Raw genomic sequence first — 19,018 nt, 5'->3', positions numbered from 1 at the left:
TTATTGAGTTATATCGAATATTACCAAAACCATCTCAAGCATTTGTATTGCCAATGATTTTTATCTAATCTTTAAATAATAGTTCAAGTATCTTCTTAAATACATATAATTTGGTGACGCATCAATGGCTTCCTTGGAGATAAAATGAAAAAAGTAGCGTTTGTTTTTATGTTCTACAAGTGTGGCTGCTCCATAAATAACAATTCCATCTACCAAAATAGAAAACTTTTCTTCTCGTACTTTCAATCCTTTAAAATCATATGTTTTATAGCGTTCATGGTAAAAATAGTCATCGTTAGCTTCATTGATAAACTTTTTTCGTAATGAAACCCATTGATCTACCATAGATACATCTGTTTTTACATCTTGGACATCATAGAAAAAATGAAACTTCGAGTATTTTGCTAAAATAGGTGTTGAAGGAAACACCGAGGAATTGTACATATGGAAACCTTTATAAAGCCGTACTTGTACATTTGGCACAATATCTATAATAGAATCCTTCTTTAGCTGAGTCACTTCTCGCAGCCTTTTATTTTTCCCTACAATAAAACGTGAAACTTTTACACGGGAAATCTTTCTAGAATTTCTCTTAGAACGATTGGTTTTTGTGCGATTTTCAAAAGCAGGTTGGTATCTGTCATTTTGTGTTGACGAATTTTGTTCACAGCGATTAATATTTAGAATAAGCTTGATAAAAAAGAAAATAACAACCATATAAAATGGCCAAGTTATTTTAGGAAATGATCTTTTCTTTCGCTGATGTGTAGTGCGTTGTTGATACTTTTGATCCTGTTTTGTATATACTTCAAAATCAATAGGTTTTTCTTTTTGTTCTGGAAATAGCTTCTTTTGAAGAACAACTTCAGAGTGAAGAATTTCTTTTTTTTCAGGAATAGGATCGTTTTGAACGCTCTTTTTTTCAGGGCTCTCTTTTTGTTGAGAATCTTTATTGCTAAAGGTAAACTTTCGTTTCGAATCTTTTTTCGAACGATCTCTCTTCTTATTATATTCTGAACGTCTAGAACGCTTCACTGACAATTAGTTTGTGTTTAAAGATATAAAAATACGTGAGTATACACTCTTTTCGTAGGTAAAAAGAGTAGATTAAAAAACTGGTTATAAAGAACTTTATTTCTTGATCAAGGAAATAAGATGATCAATTGCATATGAAAAAACAATAATGGAAATACTGATGCCTAAAAGAAATAAATTCATGTAGTGAAATTTTAAAACTCGTAAAGAGAAAGTTGTGTATTGTCGAAGCTACTTATAAAACAATTGAAAAACAAAAAAACGACCATAATGTTTTGAAAACAAAAAAAGGAACTGCAATTTGCAATTCCTTTAATTGATCTTATAAAAGTACACTGAACGAAGTCGAAGTGTACGTTTTTAAACTAAACGATGGCTACAAAAAGTCCGTCGTCGTTTTTCTCTACTTTTGCTAAACTATTTTTAGTTAGTTCTTTTATAGACTTGTCCCACTTTTTGTTAGACAATCCTGCCTGAGCTTTTAAATCGGCTAAAGGTAGTTTTTCAGCTTTCTTTAATAATTCTAAAACAGCTTTTGCTTCATCTGTCAAAGCCACTTGTTTGCGCTCTGGCTTCATTTGTGGAAAGAATAATACTTCCTGAATAGATGGATTGTTTGTCAAATACATAATCAAACGATCCATTCCTATACCTAAACCAGAAGTTGGTGGCATTCCGTATTCTAATGCGCGAATAAAGTCATTATCAATAAACATTGCTTCATCATCACCTTTTTCAGAAAGCTTCAATTGTGCTTCAAAACGTTCGCGCTGATCAATAGGATCATTTAACTCTGAATATGCATTTGCGATTTCTTTTCCACAAACCATTAATTCAAAACGCTCCGTTAATTCTGGGTTTTCTCTATGTTCTTTACACAACGGACTCATTTCCTTTGGATAATCTGTGATGAATGTTGGTTCAATATAATTTCCTTCACACTTTTCGCCGAAAATCTCATCGATCAATTTTCCTTTCCCCATCGTTTCATCTACATCAATTCCCATGCCTTTTGCAGCTTCACGCAATTCTTCTTCAGATTTTCCAGTAATATCAAATCCTGTAAAATCGATGATAGATTGTGTCATGGTAACACGCTTGTATGGTGCTTTAAAATCGATTGAATGTTCGCCAAATGTCGCAGTTGTGGTTCCGTTTACAGCAATGGCACAGTGTTCTAATAAGCTTTCTGTGAATTCCATCATCCAATTGTAGTCTTTGTATGCTACATAAATTTCCATCGCAGTAAACTCTGGATTGTGCGTACGATCCATTCCTTCATTACGGAAGTTTTTAGAAAATTCATATACACCATCAAATCCACCAACAATCAATCTTTTTAAATACAATTCATTCGCAATTCGCATATATAATGGAATATTTAATGAATTATGATGCGTTACAAACGGACGTGCCGCTGCACCACCAGGAATTGGTTGTAAAATTGGTGTTTCCACTTCAAAATAACCTGCTTCGTTAAAGAAATTACGCATAGCGTTGAATAACTTTGTACGCTTTACAAAAACTTCTTTTACCTGCGGATTTACTACTAAATCAGCATAACGTTGACGGTAACGTTGTTCAGGATCATCAAATTTGTCGTATACAACACCATCTTTCTCTTTTGGAAGCGGTAATGGTCGTAATGCTTTACTTAATACTGTAAAGTTTTTTACCATTACTGTTTTTTCTCCAACTTTCGTTGTAAACAATTCTCCTTCAATTCCGATAAAATCACCAATGTCTAATAATTTTTTATAGACCGTATTATAATGAGATTTATCTTCTCCAGGGCAAATTTCATCTCTATTAAAGTAGACTTGAATTCTTCCTTCTGCATCTTGCATTTCAGCAAATGACGCTGATCCTTGAATACGACGTGACATTAATCTACCTGCAATTATCACCTGTTTACCTTCTGCAAACGTTTCTTTTACCTGTTTCGAAGTATGATTTACAGGATAAAGGTTTGCCGGATATGGGTTAATGCCGAGTTCGCGTAACTTTGAAAGTTTTTCTCTACGAACGATTTCTTGCTCTGATAATTGCATAATAATATTTGTAAAATTAAGTTTGCAAAGATAAATACATTTCGTTAGTATACCAATGTATTGATTTGGAAATATTTGAAGCTATTATAGTTTATAAACGCTAAGCTAGTGTAACGTTTTCACGATTTTTGTGTCTTATGAGTATCATCAATCATCAAATTAAAAAATAGTATGAGTATATGGAGAGTATTATTGGCAATTATATTTCCGCCGTTATCTGTATTAGATAAAGGTTGCGGATCAATTTTAATTGTCTTTATTTTGTGGCTTTGCGGATGGGTTCCGGGAACTATTGCCGCTTTAGTAATTGTAAACAACCCGAAACGATAAATAATAATTTAAATAAAAACAATGAGAAAAATTTATTTAGGACTTTTAGTCGCGTTTGTAACGCTTTTTACAAGTTGTCAGTTTACTGAAAACATTTATATCAATGAAGATGGAAGTGGAAAAGTATCTTTCAATATGGATGGAGCTGAGTTAATGGACATGATGGGAGACGAAATGAGCAAAGGCGAAGAAGTTGCTATTGATTCTGTTATGTCATTCAAAGAAATGTTTGCAGCAGAACGCGATAGTATCTCAAAATTATCAGCAGAACAACAAGCAGAACTAAAAAGTTTAGAGCCTTTTAGTATGCATATGGTGATGAATTCAGGAGAGAAGAAAATGAATATGGATATTTTTGCTGATTTTGAAAGCGTTGACGAGTTGCAAGATATGTTTAAAGCTATGAATGCTGCTGGAAAAATGGACAAAAGTAGAAAGTCGCAAGCAGGAAATCCATTGTCTTCTTTAGGTTCTGACGGAACGACTACAACAAATTATTCGTTCAAAAACAATGTATTCAAGCGTACAGTTGCTATTGTAGATCAAGCAAAAATGGATTCTTTACAGCAAAATTTAGGACAAGCAAAAATGATGTTTGCAGCGTCTAATTATACCTTAAAGTATCATTTCCCAAGAAAAATAAAATCAGTTTCTTTAGAAAATGCAGTTATTAGTGAAGATGGAAAAAGCTTTACAGCAGAACTTAACTTTATGGAATACATACAGAATCCAAAAATGTTAGACGTAGAAGTTGAATTGGAAAAATAAAAACTACGTTATAAAATATGAAAAAGAGGAATTGCAATTGTGCAATTCCTCTTTTTTTATTAAGGAAATACTTTACACCATTCGCAATCAGTAAGACAAGACAATGTTCTACAATCCCAAGGAAGCGCGGAATGAACTGTAAATATAATTGTTGGGTTAGGGCATATGGAACTGATTGCGTTTTGTGCTTGATCTGCTTGTGCATTTTGTGATCCTCTGGAAATGTTGGCAACATTGCTTTTTTTGAGAGATAATGATTTTAGTGATTTTTTTTCATGTCTTAGTTATTCGTGTTTGTGACTAAGAAACCGTAAATATATGTTTGTATTAAAAGTTAATTTTTGAATTCATGGTTTCAGTTTCTAAAATGCTGTTAAATAAAGCTTATCTGATAAGAATAGATATTTGTAATGTTGTATTTTTGTAATCGCAAAAGAAACTACTTTGAATAAAACAATACAAGTACAGGATTTAGGTACGAAAGACTATAAAGAAACTTGGGATTTTCAAGAAGAACTATTCAAGGAAATCTTAGATACAAAGATTAAGAATAGGCGTGAAGATGCTGGTTTAGAAACATCAAATCATTTTTTGTTTGTAGAACATCCGCACGTATATACTTTAGGGAAAAGCGGCGATATGTCTAATTTGTTATTAGATGAAACACAATTGGCTGCTAAAGGAGCTACGTTTTATAAAATAAATCGCGGTGGTGATATTACTTATCACGGACCAGGACAAATTGTAGGATATCCTATTTTAGATTTGGAAAACTTCTTTACTGATATTCATAAATACTTGCGTTTATTGGAAGAAATGATCATTTTAACCTTGGCGGAATATGGCTTGAAAGCTGCAAGAAGTAAAGGAGAAACAGGTGTTTGGCTTGATGTTGGAACTCCATTTGCGCGTAAAATTTGTGCTATGGGCGTAAGAGCGAGTCGTTGGGTAACCATGCATGGATATGCTTTGAATGTAAATGCAGATTTAGGATATTTTGACAATATCATTCCATGTGGAATTAGAGGAAAAGCTGTTACATCTTTGAATGTAGAATTAGGGAAAATGCACGTAGATGAAGCGGAAGTTAAAGAAAAACTATTGCGTCATTTTAAAACACTTTTTGAGGCACAACTAGATATCAAAGCATAAGATGAAAGTTGTAAAAGTAGGATTGCTCATTTTTACGGTATTGATCACGATATTACTATTGTCATTTAGTTATCTGCTGTATTTAGAACTTAAAAGTTTTATGGGAGCCGTTTCTGCATTATTTTTCTTTGCCTGTACAAGCGCATTTAGCATTTACTTTCATATCAAGACATTAGCATATTATCCGTTGTTTATTTTCGGAAAAACGATAGAAGAACTCTCTAAAAAATATTGGGCATTACATGTAGCTTTTGGGCTTATTAGCACGTTATTAGGTATTGGTCTTTTTTTACCAAATATATTCATGGACAATGTCTCTGTAAATTCATTAGGAATTGTCATTGCTTCTTGTCTTGTTGTTTTCGGATTATTTACCTTATGGGAACTGTATAAGTTGAATAGATTTGTACAAGTGTACAAACAACGTCGCAGACAACAACAAAATATTGAAAATATAAAAGGAACTGTTGACTGATTTGTTTGTATATTGATCTACGTAGGTAAAAAATTAAATCATTAGTATTGACTCGACTTATTTTTAAAGAAACGCTTAAGGTTTTTATTGTAATGTACACTTTAACTGTAATTTTAGGTGCTACACTTATGCTTGTTGAGTCATTGAAAGATATTGAAACGTATGGTTTCATTCAAATCATTATCTTGTCTTTGGTGATTGCTTCGGGAATTTTAAGTGTTTTTTTTCATGTGCAAACTTATTCTTACTACAGTAAAATTAGACGAAAAAGAAAATTTCCGAGAATACTTTGGCTTGCAGCGTTTGCTTTGCCAAGTTCTGTGATTTTTAAAATAGTAAAAGACTATTTTACTATTTTTTACCATACTGATACTACGATTTCACAAGATATGCCAAATTTTGTGTTTACAATGTTTATACTTTTTTCAAGCATACTCGGCATCATAGAAGTTGTTTTAATGCCTAAACGAATTAAAAAACAACACGATTTATTAAATCTTACTGATGAATTTGACGATATTGGCAATTCAACATTATAAATCATTTTAGGTATGCGTTTTTTGAAAATAATACTAATTTCATATGCTTCCATCATTCTATTGGGATTATCCTATGCGCTACTTGAAGATTCTTCAATAGGAGAAGCGAATATGCCTTTGTATGCAAAAATCCTTATTGCTTTTATGTATATACTAGCAATATTGAATATACTGTATCATGTTAAAAGTTTTCGTTTTTATCGACGTGAAGAAAAATGGAATTTAACTAAAAAACTTCCAATGTTTTTATGGATCGCAACACTGTGTTTTTCTACTTTTCTATTATTTTTAGTTGGTGTAGCGATGTATAATAATGCAGATAAATATTTATCACACAGATATAGTTCGGAAGATATATTTTTTATATCGCTCTTAATTGGTCCATCATTATTAGGTTTTTTGGAAGTTTCCATGTTGAAAAAACGAATTAAAATGATTCGAACAAAAAAAGATGAAATTGAAGAAATAGGAAAGTAAATAGTGTAAATGATGCGTGTATTAAAAATTCTCCTAACATTATATTCCCTTTTTATTTTTGGCGGAATTTCTTATTTGATTCTATTTGGAGACAGAGAAACTGTGGGCACACCTGTAGCGCTTTTTGTTTTTTCGGGAATCGCAATTGTTACTTCTGTATTGAATGTTTTCTATCATGTAAAAAGTTTTCGTTTTTATCAACGTAAAGAAAAAAGACAACTTGATAGAAAGCTTCCTGTAATTTTATGGATTGGAACGATTTGTTTTTCACTACTCTTATTATGTACCGCAGGCGATAGTATGTATAATTTGATACAAATGTATAGATATGGTTATGCAGGTCGATATCTGTTTTCAGTGCTTACTTTTTTAGTTCCAGGATTGTTAGGTTTTCTAGAGGTTCTAATTTTAAAGAAACGTATCAAGCGCCTTAAAGCTATTGTAGCGACAAAAAATGAAATTAACGAAATAGGAAATCAAACTGAGTAAATGATACGCGTACTAAAAATACTTTTAATTTTGTCTGGACTGTTCTGTTTTGGAGGATTGTCCGTAATCGTGTATATATTACTCACAAATGAAAACAATAGTGGATCTATAATCGCATACCTTTCTTTAGCGTTGGTCTATATGGCATCCATAGTGAATTTGGTATATCATATAAAGAGTTTTCAGTTTTATAAGAAAAAAGAAAATATAACTGTCGCATTTAAAGTTAGTAAAGTATTCTGGATTGGAGCTATTGTGTTTAATGGTGCTTTGCTAGTACTTTTTGGATATGCATTGTATGATTATTTACGATTGATGAGTTATGGTATAGCGCATCAATTGAAAGATGTGTTATTGCTAGTATTTATGTTGGTAAGTTGTGTTTTAGGTTTTTTAGAATTGTCACTTTTAAAGAATCGACTTAAGAAACTCAGATTAGAACGTCATACAAAAGATGAAATTGACGAAATAGGAAGTTCAACAATATAAAAAGAAATCATGCGTGTATATAAAATCATTCTCATCTTCATTTTAGCATTTATATTACTTGTAATGAGTGTAGGAGCTATCGGAATTTACAGTGCAAGTAACCATAATTCAGATACAAAATTTATGCTGCTGTTTGCTGGAATAGGAATATTCGTTGGTCTTTTAGCAATGTGGTATCATATAGTAAGTTTTCGATATTACAGACCATCAAAACGTGCTGTAAAAGCAAAGAAAATACCGTTGATTTTATGGATTGGAGCCATCGCTTCAGGTGTTTGTTATGCATTCTTTGGAATACTTTCTGCCTTTGGAAACATTGCGGCTATCTCAACCAGAGGTATGAGAGCTGCGGATTTACCAATTTTTATAGCGCTGGCTGTGATTGTGCTCTATGGGATTTTCAGTATAATAGAAACTTCTATTTTGTCAAAACGTATTAAAAAACAGAAAGAAGAATGTAATGCGCAAAACGAAATTGACGAAATAGGAAGTTCGTTACAGTAAATTCTAGTTTAACTTGTATACTAAAATCGTTTTGTTTTCTCCTTTAGTAACAAATTCTAATTTAGCATCTTTATCTAAATTTTCTAAATCAATTTCTGAAGTTCCAAAAGCGGGAAATCCAGGAAGAAGTTTTGCATTGCTGTCATATACATATACTTTCTGAGCATCTTTATCTGTAATGGACACATAAATCTTATTCTTAATATAGAAGATTTTTGGTTTGCTGTACGATCCGAAGTCAAGTTCTACGGTTTTGTCTTTGATACGTAATTTATTCTCAAAAAAGCTTACCAATGTTTTACTTGTCATGGTTACATCATGATTTTCTTCTACAGGAAGTTTTGTTTTTTGAATCTGTCCTTTACTATCTACCTGAATTAAATTTCCATTGCGATCAGAAGTAGTAAATAAATTGTTGTGAATGTATACTTGATTGTCTGAAAACTGAATATTCTCCTTAGCTGTAATTCTAGATTTTCCTGTTCGCGACAGAATGTGAAGTTTTCCATTGCTTTCTTGAAGAACAATATAGTCTTTCGTTTTTACTCTAAAATGTTGCGGCGGATTGATGAATTCATTTTCCGAACCTGAAAATTTAAAACCAGTAACTTCCTTTCCTTTCTTATCGCGCATTACTACCTTATTTCCTTCCGTAAACACAAAGCGATAATTTTTCGAATTATCATAATCAAAAATAGCGACAGGTTGTGTATAAGCTAATGTTGCTTTTGTTGGATACGGCTTTACTTCTGTACCTTTTCTATCAAAAACATAAAAAGATTGTGGTGTTGTAACGGCCAATTGCAAACGTCCGTTTTTATACAAATCTATTTGTGATAGGTCTCCTAAAATTTTTCCATCTAACTGTTTTTTCCACAATACTTTTCCTTTTGTAGAAATCAAATACAAAATATTCTGTGCGTCTTGCACGACAATTTCTCTGCGTTTGGTAATATGATTTTTTACAAACTGCGGATTTGTGATCGCAGGATTATCTAATACTACGTTTAAAAATTGTGTCACTGTATTTTCAGTAGGTTTAGCTGTATTTCGTTTTAAAATACCGTGAACATGTGCATAATTACTCCCTTTTTCATTAGTAAATTGCAATGCGGCAAACGGATAATCGTCTACATTAATACTTAGAATTTCTTTTTGATATGTCTTTTTCGTGCTTTCCGCGAATGTTTTCTTAAAAGAATCTGTGTTTACGAAAGACACTAACGAAGATTCATCGCTTAAGTTTTGAAGCGCTTCTTGGTAGCTCTTTTGCGAAGAAAGTGTTTGTTCGTCTTTATAAAGTCCAATTAGCATGGCTAAATTTCGCAAATTATCTCGATCACTAAACACAATATATTCATCTAAAACAATATAAAAATCATTGCCAAAATCGGAGATGAATGGTGTAAAGTGATTTTTAAAAAGTTCAGGATCTTCATTTTCATACACTTTTACATTTCGTACAGTGTTGTGTTCTGTATTTGTGGTTAATTGTGTAATGGCTTCATTACTTGGAGAAATAAAACGCAAAGCTGTAAATGTGCCATTATTAAAAGAAAATGAGCAAACTTCTTCCAAAGCATCTAGCAAAGAGTTTTTAGTTTCTGGGTGAAACTTTTTGTATTCATCAAAGGTAATTGACGTAAAATGATCAAAAAATCGAGGAATCACTTTTGCGATTTTATGTTCTCTTGGAGTTGTATTTTTTAAAGAACTTAGGCTGTGTGATAACGAATCGTTGGCTGTGATGATTCCGGTAAAAGAAATTTCATCCTGTAATATAGATACATCTAAAGCCATTTGTTCTCCAAATGTGGTTACAAATTTCGTGTCAGCATTTGGAAATATCTTTTTTAATAATGGTGAAAGATGTTTTGGAGTAGCGAGTAAAGTGGCAGATTTGCTCTCATCTATCGTAGCATATACTTTTTTAAGTGGTTCAGGAATGATCACTTTTTTATACGAACGAATACAATTTTCAATCAATAACTGAGAAGAAGAATTCACAAAAATACTATCTGCCAAAAACGTATAATTTACATGATCGCCAAGTGTAGTTTTAATAATTTCATTGCCTTCATATGCAATGTTTTCAGTTGTAGCTTTATGTAGCGAGTCTAACTGAATCAAATTTGGATGTGTTTTCGTAACAAACGTATATTCAAAACTATTCTTTCCTAGTTCATTAAAACACAATAACGATTTTGAGTTTGGCTGAATGTATTTTACATACGTTACAAACGCATTAAAATCCTGCTTGAATTTTGGTTGTTTGAATGATTTCAGCAATTGATTATTTTTCAATTCGCTCTGAAAACTTTCAAAATCCTGAATCTGTAAAATAACAGCTGCATTTTGAGGTGCATACTTTAACAGCGAATATTCTTTAGGAGTTTCTGTTGTACAGCCAATAATCAATATGGTAAGAAGAAGAATGAGAATTCTTTTCATGTAATGTTCTATTTTATAACATCGTATAGATGTTGTTGCCCTTTTTTAATAACTATCTACAAAAGTATAAAACTTGTATTATAGTAAAATAGTATAAAGGCAATAGAATTACAGTTCTTATTAACAAATAACCATTGTTGAGTTTTAGCGAACAGAAACTCCGTTTTGAACTAAGAAATGAGCTGTAATAATAAAGTTGAAATTTCTCAACATTGTTATTGTTGAATTTTATCTGACTTTTAAAAAATAAAATCTAAACAGACAAAACTTTCAATTTGGATTAGCTCTGAGTTTCTGATAAATATTTTTTAATCAAAGGATTACTTTTTACAAAGTTTTTATAACGATCTAAGTCGTCAATAATAGTTGCTCTTTCAATTTTTACTTTATGATTTAAAAAATCAATGATAATGTCGCTGCCTGTAGATTTTATAGTATATACAGCTACTTCTGCAGCTGAACGTAACTCTTGTGAAGAATAATTGGTTTCCAACAAGCGACCTAACAGAGTGATAACTTCATCGTTGTCGGCAAATGGATTTTGAAACATAAACGGAATCAATTCGGCAATAGCTTTTTGATGCTTTTGTTGTCCGGCATACAAGCGTGCATACATTTTGGCAGTATACATATCATGCGCTACATGTTCATTTCCGCAAAAATGATCAAACTTATGTTTCTGATCAAACAAATAAATATATGTTGACGCTTTTTTGAAGTCTCGCTTGTCTAAGTATATTTCGGCCAAATGCATGGCACTTTTATTTTTGCAAACAATATATTCTTTCTCTAACTCCTTGTGATCGTCTTCGTCAATAATATCGTAATCATATTCAGTATATAATACTTTTCTAAACAAAGGAATTGCTTGTTCAATATCGCCCAAATCTCTTAATAAGACAGCTGTGTTATAAGTAACTTTAGGCATCAACGCCGAATTGGGATAACTGACAGCAAACTGTTTAAAATGATGCAATGCAATTCTAGGATTGTCTTCGTAGGCAAAATACAAGGCCTTTTTAAACGCTTCCTTTTCTAAAGCATTGTACTTATGTTGTTGTGCGTAGCTAAAAAAGCTTATCAATAAGCACAGAATAAATGTGTATGTATATTTCTTCATAATCATATTATTTACTACGAATGTAGCAGCAAATAATATCCTGTGAAATGTAGAATGAGTAAAGTAACCTTTTCAATGAGTTAGTTGTTTACTTTGGATCGAGCGACATTACATATTCGTAACTTTCGTTCAAATATTTAGCTAATTTGTCTACATCAGTCAACATAGATTCAGGAATCAATACATATCCTTTCATTGTAGCTCCGTATGATTTATAGTAGTCAGAATTAAATTCCTTAATATACTTTTCTTGGACTTCTTTAGAATAACGAAACCCAATTTCTCCAGCTTTATTAAGCAATCCAAACATATGTCCGTTGGCAGAAGTATAAATCATATTTTTGCCTTTACGCTCAAAGCGTGGACATTTTTCAACAATGGCATCAAAAATTTTCAATCTTTCTTCCCACATACTAATTTATTTTAATCGACCACTGTAAAAGGAGTCAGTTGTGTAACATTCATTGTTTTAATTCGGGCAAATCGTTCTTCAGGATCATCTACAATAATCCAATGATGAGAGGTGTGTGCAATCATTTTTCTATCATCAAGTGTAATACCATTCCAATCAAACTCAACCTTCATTTCATAAGTAGTATCATTAATTGTGTTTACTTCAAAATTTTCAGGATGATGATTGCTTTCTTTCATATGTTTTGGCGCGCCATTTAACCAAACGGAAAAATCATCTAACGAGCGAATCGTACCGCTGGAAAAATTCAATTCAAAACTATCTGTGAGTAATTCGGCAAAAGGAGTAACATTTCCATCGCATAGTTCCATAGTTGCTAACCAATAATGCAACAAAGCTTTGGTGCGATTTTCAGGATACGCATCTACAAAAATATCTTCTGTTTGTCCTGTTGGAGTAATTTTTACAGTTTTAAACTGTGGAAGTGAACGATCAAAGTGTTCAAAATCGATTGTATAATCAATAGTATAACTTGCTTTTTCACCATTTGGCTGAATGTTTTGATAGCGAATAGAAGCTAATAATTGTAAAAAACCTTCTTCATGCTCCTGAACGGAAACTGCTTGTACGTGATGCGCATTCTGCCAACCATCATACACTTTCAATCTTTCAGGATAACTTTCTTTTCCGCGCATTTCGCCTGCGGCACTTTGTAAAAAGATATCATCAGCCAATAATTCCATTTGATGTTTGATGCGTTTCTCAGTCATAGAACGTTCGTACAATTGATACCAACGATAATACTGTGTTTTTGCAAGATGCAATTGAAGTGTTTTCATAAATGTATGATTAAAACACTAAGGTAGTTTATTTGTTCAATTGTTTCAATAGGAAACAAAATTTAAGAAATTTATAAATCTAAAGCATATTGCTCAGGAAGTAATCGAAACGACATACGGTGATATTTTGTAGTGCCATATTTTTTAATAGCTTCACGATGTTCTACTGTAGGATATCCTTTATTCTTCTTCCAATTATACATTGGAAATTCTTCATGGATTTTTGCCATATATGCATCTCGGTAGGTTTTTGCTAAAATTGAAGCAGCGGCAATATTCAAATATTTTCCATCACCTTTAATAATAGTTTGGTGTGGAATCTCTTTATAAGGTTTAAACTTATTGCCATCTACAATAATATGTTCTGGAATCACAGAAAGTTTGTCAATTGCTTTGTGCATTCCTAAAATAGAAGCATTCAAAATATTAATTTGATCAATTTCTTCAGGGAAAATATGTGCTACACCAAAAGCTAATGCCTCCAACTCAACAATAGGGCGTAACATATCACGTTTCTTTTCGCTCAATTGTTTGGAGTCATTTAAGATATCATTCGAAAAATCTTTAGGTAAAATTACAGCAGCCGCAGTTACAGGTCCTGCAAGGCATCCGCGACCTGCTTCATCTGTTCCAGCTTCCAGTCCGTCGAGTAATTGTAGTGCTAACATGTGTAAAATCTTAAGAGACAAAACTATCCCTTCTAAAATTCAAATCAAAATAGAAACTCGAAACACTTTTTTGTCAAAAACAACAATTTATGATTTCAATAACAAATCTTAGCTTTTTATTTCGATCAAAAAGTATACTTTTGTCAGACATAAAGCGTAGAATGTTCAGGTACGTTGTAAAGAATACGCTAAAAAAATAAAGAAGTGAAGCACATCCTTTTCGTTATATTTATATGTATTACTGTTTCTGCAATGCATGCGCAGAGAACATTAACACCAGTAAGCAATCCAAAAGAGCAACTCAATCAACAAGGACAACGATCACTTGATGATACAAGTAATTCCTCTGAAAAGGATAAAACAGCCAAACGAAAAGAATACGATATCAATCTCTACAAAATTATTACGCATGAGCGCGATACAATGGTTTTTGATACTACATTAACGATCAAAAAAGATTACAAATATAATTATCTTAGAAAAGACGATTTTGAACTAATACCGTTTTCTAATCTAGGACAAACCTACAATCGATTAGGATATTCTTTTGATATGCCTGCTGCTTTTCCAAGTATTGGAATGCGCGCAAAACATTTTAACTATGATGAGGTAGAAGATGTAAAATACTTTAATGTGCCTACACCAACAACAGAGTTGTTTTTTAAAACAGCGATGGAGCAAGGGCAATTATTAGATGCTTTTATTACCATGAATACGTCTAAGCGTATGAACTTTTCTATTGCGTACAAAGGAATGCGTTCATTAGGTAAATATCAAAACATACTTAGTAGTACAGGAAACTTTAGGTTAACGGCAAACTATCGTACAAAAAACGATCGCTATGGACTTCGCGCACATTTCTACTCGCAAGATGTATTAAACAATGAAAATGGAGGGATAACAGATGAAGCTGTAGAACAATTCGAAACAGGAGTAGAAGAATTTACAGATCGTTCACGTTTGGCTGTTGTCTTTCAAGACGCACAAAACATATTAGTTGGAAAACGGTACTATTTAGAACATGATTATAAAATTGTAAAACAAAAAGATTCTTTGCGAGACAATAATCTGCGTGTTGGTCATACGTTCAATTATGAAACAAAATATTATATCTATGATCAAGATCGTGCAAACGATCTTTTTGGAGACAGTTTTGTGGCAACATCGCTCCGTGATCGATCGCAATTGCGAAAACTATTCAATCAAGCAAGTCTAAGCTATCGAACAAAAACCTTTGGAGATGTAAAATTCAAAGCCAATCATACAAAATATGATTACTTTTTTGATAAAATTCTCTATCTCGCCGGTGGTCAAGTGGTGCCAAACAGATTAGAAGGAGATGTTGTTGCAATTGGAGGTGAATGGAAGCATAACATTGCAGGAATCGATTTAAAAGCAGATTTACTAGCAAATGTATCTGGAGAACTCGGAGGAAACTACTTCAAAGGTCGTGCGCGTTACAAATTCAATGACGATGCAAAAGTAGAAGCTTCCATTGTGATCAATTCCAAAGCGCCAAACTTTAACTTCATTCTCCATCAAAGCGACTATATAAGTTATAACTGGAGAAACAATCTAAAGAATGAACGTACACAAAGTATTAACTTCAGTCTCAAGTCAAAAAAATGGCTAAATGCAGATGTTAGTTTTACTTCTTTAGATAACTATACCTATTTCTCAGGACTTACAGCAGATGCTCAAGTAACACCACAACAATCGGAAGATGCCATTACATATCTAAAAGTAAAAGTTGGAAAAGAATTCCGTTATGGAAAATTTGCACTCAATAATACAGTAATGTATCAAAAAGTAACGCAATCTGGAGATATATTCAACGTGCCAGAACTGGTTACTAGAAATACACTATACTATACAGACAAATGGTTTAAAAAAGCATTATTCATTCAAACAGGAGTTACCTTTAGTTACTTCACTGAATACTTTGGAGATGCTTACAGTCCATTACTAGGTGAGTTTTACAGTCAAAATCAACAAAAAATAGGAAGCTTTCCGCGTTTTGATGTTTTCATAAACGCAAAAGTAAGGCGAACTAGAATCTATTTCAAGCTAGAGCATCTAAACTCATCTTTCACAGGATACAACTTTTTCTCGGCACCAAACTATCCTTACAGAGACTTCATTGTGCGTTTCGGACTTGTTTGGAACTTCTTTTCTTAAAAGAATATCTAATTTTTTAAAATAAATAGTTGTGGGGTTTCCCTTCTTTCTTTTTTTAGGTAAAAGAAATAACGGTCACGCTTTCGTCAGTCGCTCTCTATAATATAGAGTATCACAGTTCAATACTAAAGTAATTAAGTTGTATATTAAGACACATGTCACTGAGTGTAGTCGAAGTGAGTAGCTCCAACAATGCCTCAATCGTTAACCCAACTTATAAGAAGTAGTAAAAAATAGTTGTTTTGTTTTTTCATAGATAAAGAATTCACGATAGATTTTTGAAATTTAAAAGAAACAATACATTTAACCTAAAACCCAAAACTGAAGAATGAAAAAAACTTTAGGTTGTAAAAGGCTTAAGAATAAGGTGTTAAAAAGCAGATTAAAAAAAAGAGTAAAAAAGGGTTTAAAAAGGTTAGGATATTAACAAAACGTCTTTATATTTGCAGCCGCTAAAACGATAAGAATTGGCGTTAAAAAAGTTCATTGATTACTGGTTTAAGATTAGATAGAAGTTTTTTGAAAAAAGTTTTAAAAAAGTTTTCTGAGGAATAAAAAAGGTTGTATGTTTGCATCCGCTAAAAACGGGAACGTTTTTATGTAAGTTCTGAATAGAAAAGCTATTAAAATTTAAGAGGCAAGAAGTTTGCGAAAGAGCTTCAAAAAAAATCTTAAAAAAAGTTTTGTTAGAATGAAAAAAGGGTTTTATATTTGCACCCGCTTTCGGAAGGAAGTTTAGAAAATAGAGAATTAGAAGTTCATTGACATATTGATTAGCAGCAATTATTTTAGGAATAAGATAATGATAAAAAACATAAGCAAAGACATCTTTTGAGAAGTAGATAATTTTTCGGAGTTTGATAATATATTAAAGAACAACGATGAAGAGTTTGATCCTGGCTCAGGATGAACGCTAGCGGCAGGCTTAACACATGCAAGTCGAGGGGTAACAGGAGTAGCTTGCTACTTGCTGACGACCGGCGCACGGGTGCGTAACGCGTATGAAACCTACCTAATACAGGGGGATAGCCCAGAGAAATTTGGATTAATACCCCATGGTACTGTGATCTCGCATGGGATTATAGTTAAAGATTTATCGGTATTAGATGGTCATGCGTTCTATTAGTTAGTTGGTAAGGTAACGGCTTACCAAGGCAGCGATAGATAGGGGCCCTGAGAGGGGGATCCCCCACACTGGTACTGAGACACGGACCAGACTCCTACGGGAGGCAGCAGTGAGGAATATTGGACAATGGAGGCAACTCTGATCCAGCCATGCCGCGTGAAGGAAGACTGCCCTATGGGTTGTAAACTTCTTTTATAGAGGAAGAAACGCAGATACGTGTATTTGTTTGACGGTACTCTACGAATAAGGATCGGCTAACTCCGTGCCAGCAGCCGCGGTAATACGGAGGATCCAAGCGTTATCCGGAATCATTGGGTTTAAAGGGTCCGCAGGCGGTTGTTTAAGTCAGAGGTGAAAGTTTGCAGCTCAACTGTAAAATTGCCTTTGATACTGAATGACTTGAGTTATAATGAAGTGGTTAGAATATGTAGTGTAGCGGTGAAATGCATAGATATTACATAGAATACCGATTGCGAAGGCAGATCACTAATTATATACTGACGCTGAGGGACGAAAGCGTGGGGAGCGAACAGGATTAGATACCCTGGTAGTCCACGCCGTAAACGATGGTCACTAGCTGTTTGGACTTCGGTCTGAGTGGCTAAGCGAAAGTGATAAGTGACCCACCTGGGGAGTACGATCGCAAGATTGAAACTCAAAGGAATTGACGGGGGCCCGCACAAGCGGTGGAGCATGTGGTTTAATTCGATGATACGCGAGGAACCTTACCAGGGCTTAAATGTAGAGTGATAGCTTTAGAGATAGAGTTTTCTTCGGACACTTTACAAGGTGCTGCATGGTTGTCGTCAGCTCGTGCCGTGAGGTGTCAGGTTAAGTCCTATAACGAGCGCAACCCCTGTTGTTAGTTACCAGCACGTAGTGGTGGGGACTCTAACAAGACTGCCGGTGCAAACCGTGAGGAAGGTGGGGATGACGTCAAATCATCACGGCCCTTACGTCCTGGGCTACACACGTGCTACAATGGTAGGTACAGAGAGCAGCCACTACGCAAGTAGGAGCGAATCTATAAAACCTATCTCAGTTCGGATCGGAGTCTGCAACTCGACTCCGTGAAGCTGGAATCGCTAGTAATCGGATATCAGCCATGATCCGGTGAATACGTTCCCGGGCCTTGTACACACCGCCCGTCAAGCCATGGAAGCTGGGGGTACCTGAAGTCGGTGACCGTAAGGAGCTGCCTAGGGTAAAACTAGTAACTGGGGCTAAGTCGTAACAAGGTAGCCGTACCGGAAGGTGCGGCTGGAACACCTCCTTTCTAGAGAGACGACGAATAATTATATATAAATGATCGAGAGATTGTTTTTGCTTAGCTGTTAATTAAGAAATTGAACGAAATACAAGTAGAGTCTCATAGCTCAGCTGGTTAGAGCGCTACACTGATAATGTAGAGGTCGGCAGTTCGAGTCTGCCTGAGACTACAAGTATAGAGGAAATTCTGGAAGTTAGAGGATTCAACCTTCATAATTCTGAATTCATTAGATTCTGAATTTCATAAATGGGGGATTAGCTCAGCTGGCTAGAGCGCCTGCCTTGCACGCAGGAGGTCATCGGTTCGACTCCGATATTCTCCACGATCGACGTAAAGTTGAAAAAGTTCATTGACATATTGAGATAAAAGAGAAACGAGATTAATAAAATAATCTTCGAGAGAACAAAAATAATAAAGAGCAAAAAAGTACAATAAGCTAAGTAAGGGCGTATGGGGAATGCCTAGGCTCTCAGAGGCGAAGAAGGACGTGATAAGCTGCGAAAAGCTGTGGGGATTGGCACATACAATATGATCCGCAGATATCCGAATGGGGCAACCCACTATATTGAAGATATAGTATCCGTAAGGAGGCAAACCCGGAGAACTGAAACATCTAAGTACCCGGAGGAGAAGAAAACAAAAGTG

17 protein-coding genes, 2 tRNA genes and 2 rRNA genes (1 of these 21 running past the window's edge) are annotated in these 19,018 nt (G+C 33.9%); 14 read left to right on the top strand and 7 right to left on the bottom strand.

The annotated features are described in order from the left end of the window. Nucleotides 1-60: 60 nt before the first annotated feature. Entirely contained in the window at nt 61-1,035 is a 975-nt protein-coding gene (locus ACOQOS_RS10125; RefSeq protein ID WP_420574847.1) for a hypothetical protein, read from the bottom strand. A 365-nt stretch (nt 1,036-1,400) separates the two neighbouring features. After that, nucleotides 1,401-3,086, bottom strand: coding sequence for a lysine--tRNA ligase (gene lysS, locus ACOQOS_RS10120; RefSeq protein ID WP_420574846.1), 1,686 nt, complete (start codon nt 3,084-3,086; stop codon nt 1,401-1,403). A 171-nt stretch (nt 3,087-3,257) separates the two neighbouring features. Here lysS and ACOQOS_RS10115 point away from each other — a divergent pair, with 171 nt between their 5' ends. From ACOQOS_RS10115 to ACOQOS_RS10075, 9 genes are all read left to right on the top strand, one after another. Then, nucleotides 3,258-3,416 carry a YqaE/Pmp3 family membrane protein gene (locus ACOQOS_RS10115; RefSeq protein WP_420574845.1) on the top strand — a complete coding sequence of 53 codons (159 nt, stop codon included), beginning with the start codon at nt 3,258-3,260 and terminating at the stop codon, nt 3,414-3,416. Between the two features lie 21 nt (nt 3,417-3,437). After that, entirely contained in the window at nt 3,438-4,184 is a 747-nt protein-coding gene (locus ACOQOS_RS10110; RefSeq protein WP_420574844.1) for a hypothetical protein, read from the top strand. A 444-nt stretch (nt 4,185-4,628) separates the two neighbouring features. Further along, a complete protein-coding gene (lipB, locus tag ACOQOS_RS10105) occupies nt 4,629-5,336 on the top strand; it encodes a lipoyl(octanoyl) transferase LipB (RefSeq protein WP_420574843.1) in 708 nt (235 codons plus the stop codon). 1 nt (nt 5,337) lies between these two features. After that, nucleotides 5,338-5,811: a hypothetical protein gene (locus ACOQOS_RS10100; protein ID WP_420574842.1), complete on the top strand. Its 474-nt coding sequence runs from the start codon at nt 5,338-5,340 to the stop codon at nt 5,809-5,811. Nucleotides 5,812-5,858: 47 nt separating this feature from the next. Further along, nucleotides 5,859-6,350 carry a hypothetical protein gene (locus ACOQOS_RS10095; protein WP_420574841.1) on the top strand — a complete coding sequence of 164 codons (492 nt, stop codon included), beginning with the start codon at nt 5,859-5,861 and terminating at the stop codon, nt 6,348-6,350. Nucleotides 6,351-6,362: 12 nt separating this feature from the next. Continuing rightward, the gene (locus tag ACOQOS_RS10090) at nt 6,363-6,827 is read left to right on the top strand and encodes a hypothetical protein (RefSeq protein ID WP_420574840.1); all 465 of its coding nucleotides are present in this window, start codon (nt 6,363-6,365) and stop codon (nt 6,825-6,827) included. 9 nt (nt 6,828-6,836) lie between these two features. Then, nucleotides 6,837-7,316 (top strand): hypothetical protein, encoded by a 480-nt coding sequence (locus ACOQOS_RS10085; RefSeq protein ID WP_420574839.1) that lies wholly within the window; start codon nt 6,837-6,839, stop codon nt 7,314-7,316. Continuing rightward, on the top strand, nt 7,317-7,805 hold the full coding sequence (locus tag ACOQOS_RS10080) for a hypothetical protein (RefSeq protein ID WP_420574838.1): 489 nt from the start codon (nt 7,317-7,319) through the stop codon (nt 7,803-7,805). It begins immediately after the preceding gene. Between the two features lie 9 nt (nt 7,806-7,814). After that, complete coding sequence (locus ACOQOS_RS10075) at nt 7,815-8,309, top strand: hypothetical protein (RefSeq protein WP_420574837.1); 495 nt, start codon at nt 7,815-7,817, stop codon at nt 8,307-8,309. A 3-nt stretch (nt 8,310-8,312) separates the two neighbouring features. On the opposite strand, the gene ACOQOS_RS10070 is transcribed toward ACOQOS_RS10075, so the two are convergent. The 5 genes from ACOQOS_RS10070 to ACOQOS_RS10050 form a co-directional block, all read right to left on the bottom strand. Further along, nucleotides 8,313-10,760 (bottom strand): hypothetical protein, encoded by a 2,448-nt coding sequence (locus ACOQOS_RS10070; RefSeq protein WP_420574836.1) that lies wholly within the window; start codon nt 10,758-10,760, stop codon nt 8,313-8,315. A gap of 280 nt (nt 10,761-11,040) precedes the next feature. After that, nucleotides 11,041-11,880, bottom strand: coding sequence for a tetratricopeptide repeat protein (locus ACOQOS_RS10065; protein WP_420574835.1), 840 nt, complete (start codon nt 11,878-11,880; stop codon nt 11,041-11,043). 88 nt (nt 11,881-11,968) lie between these two features. Further along, on the bottom strand, nt 11,969-12,292 hold the full coding sequence (locus ACOQOS_RS10060; RefSeq protein ID WP_420574834.1) for a hypothetical protein: 324 nt from the start codon (nt 12,290-12,292) through the stop codon (nt 11,969-11,971). A gap of 11 nt (nt 12,293-12,303) precedes the next feature. Continuing rightward, nucleotides 12,304-13,131, bottom strand: coding sequence for a hypothetical protein (locus ACOQOS_RS10055; protein WP_420574833.1), 828 nt, complete (start codon nt 13,129-13,131; stop codon nt 12,304-12,306). A gap of 71 nt (nt 13,132-13,202) precedes the next feature. Further along, nucleotides 13,203-13,799 (bottom strand): ribonuclease HII, encoded by a 597-nt coding sequence (locus ACOQOS_RS10050; protein WP_420574832.1) that lies wholly within the window; start codon nt 13,797-13,799, stop codon nt 13,203-13,205. A gap of 204 nt (nt 13,800-14,003) precedes the next feature. On the opposite strand from ACOQOS_RS10050, the gene ACOQOS_RS10045 reads away from it, so the two are divergent. The 5 genes from ACOQOS_RS10045 to ACOQOS_RS10025 form a co-directional block, all read left to right on the top strand. Further along, nucleotides 14,004-15,977 (top strand): putative porin, encoded by a 1,974-nt coding sequence (locus tag ACOQOS_RS10045; protein ID WP_420574831.1) that lies wholly within the window; start codon nt 14,004-14,006, stop codon nt 15,975-15,977. An 878-nt stretch (nt 15,978-16,855) separates the two neighbouring features. Next, nucleotides 16,856-18,379 (top strand): 16S ribosomal RNA (locus ACOQOS_RS10040). Between the two features lie 89 nt (nt 18,380-18,468). Next, nucleotides 18,469-18,542 (top strand) — tRNA-Ile (locus tag ACOQOS_RS10035). 79 nt (nt 18,543-18,621) lie between these two features. Beyond that, nucleotides 18,622-18,695 (top strand) — tRNA-Ala (locus ACOQOS_RS10030). Nucleotides 18,696-18,802: 107 nt separating this feature from the next. Further along, a 23S ribosomal RNA gene (locus ACOQOS_RS10025) occupies nt 18,803-19,018 on the top strand (it continues 2,600 nt past the right edge of the window). The 16S and 23S rRNA genes sit together here with 2 tRNA genes alongside, the layout of an rRNA operon.

Source organism: Kordia sp. (assembly GCF_965224175.1).
Classification (GTDB): Bacteria; Bacteroidota; Bacteroidia; order Flavobacteriales; family Flavobacteriaceae; genus Kordia.
This window is presented reverse-complemented; position numbering and strand designations above follow the sequence as displayed.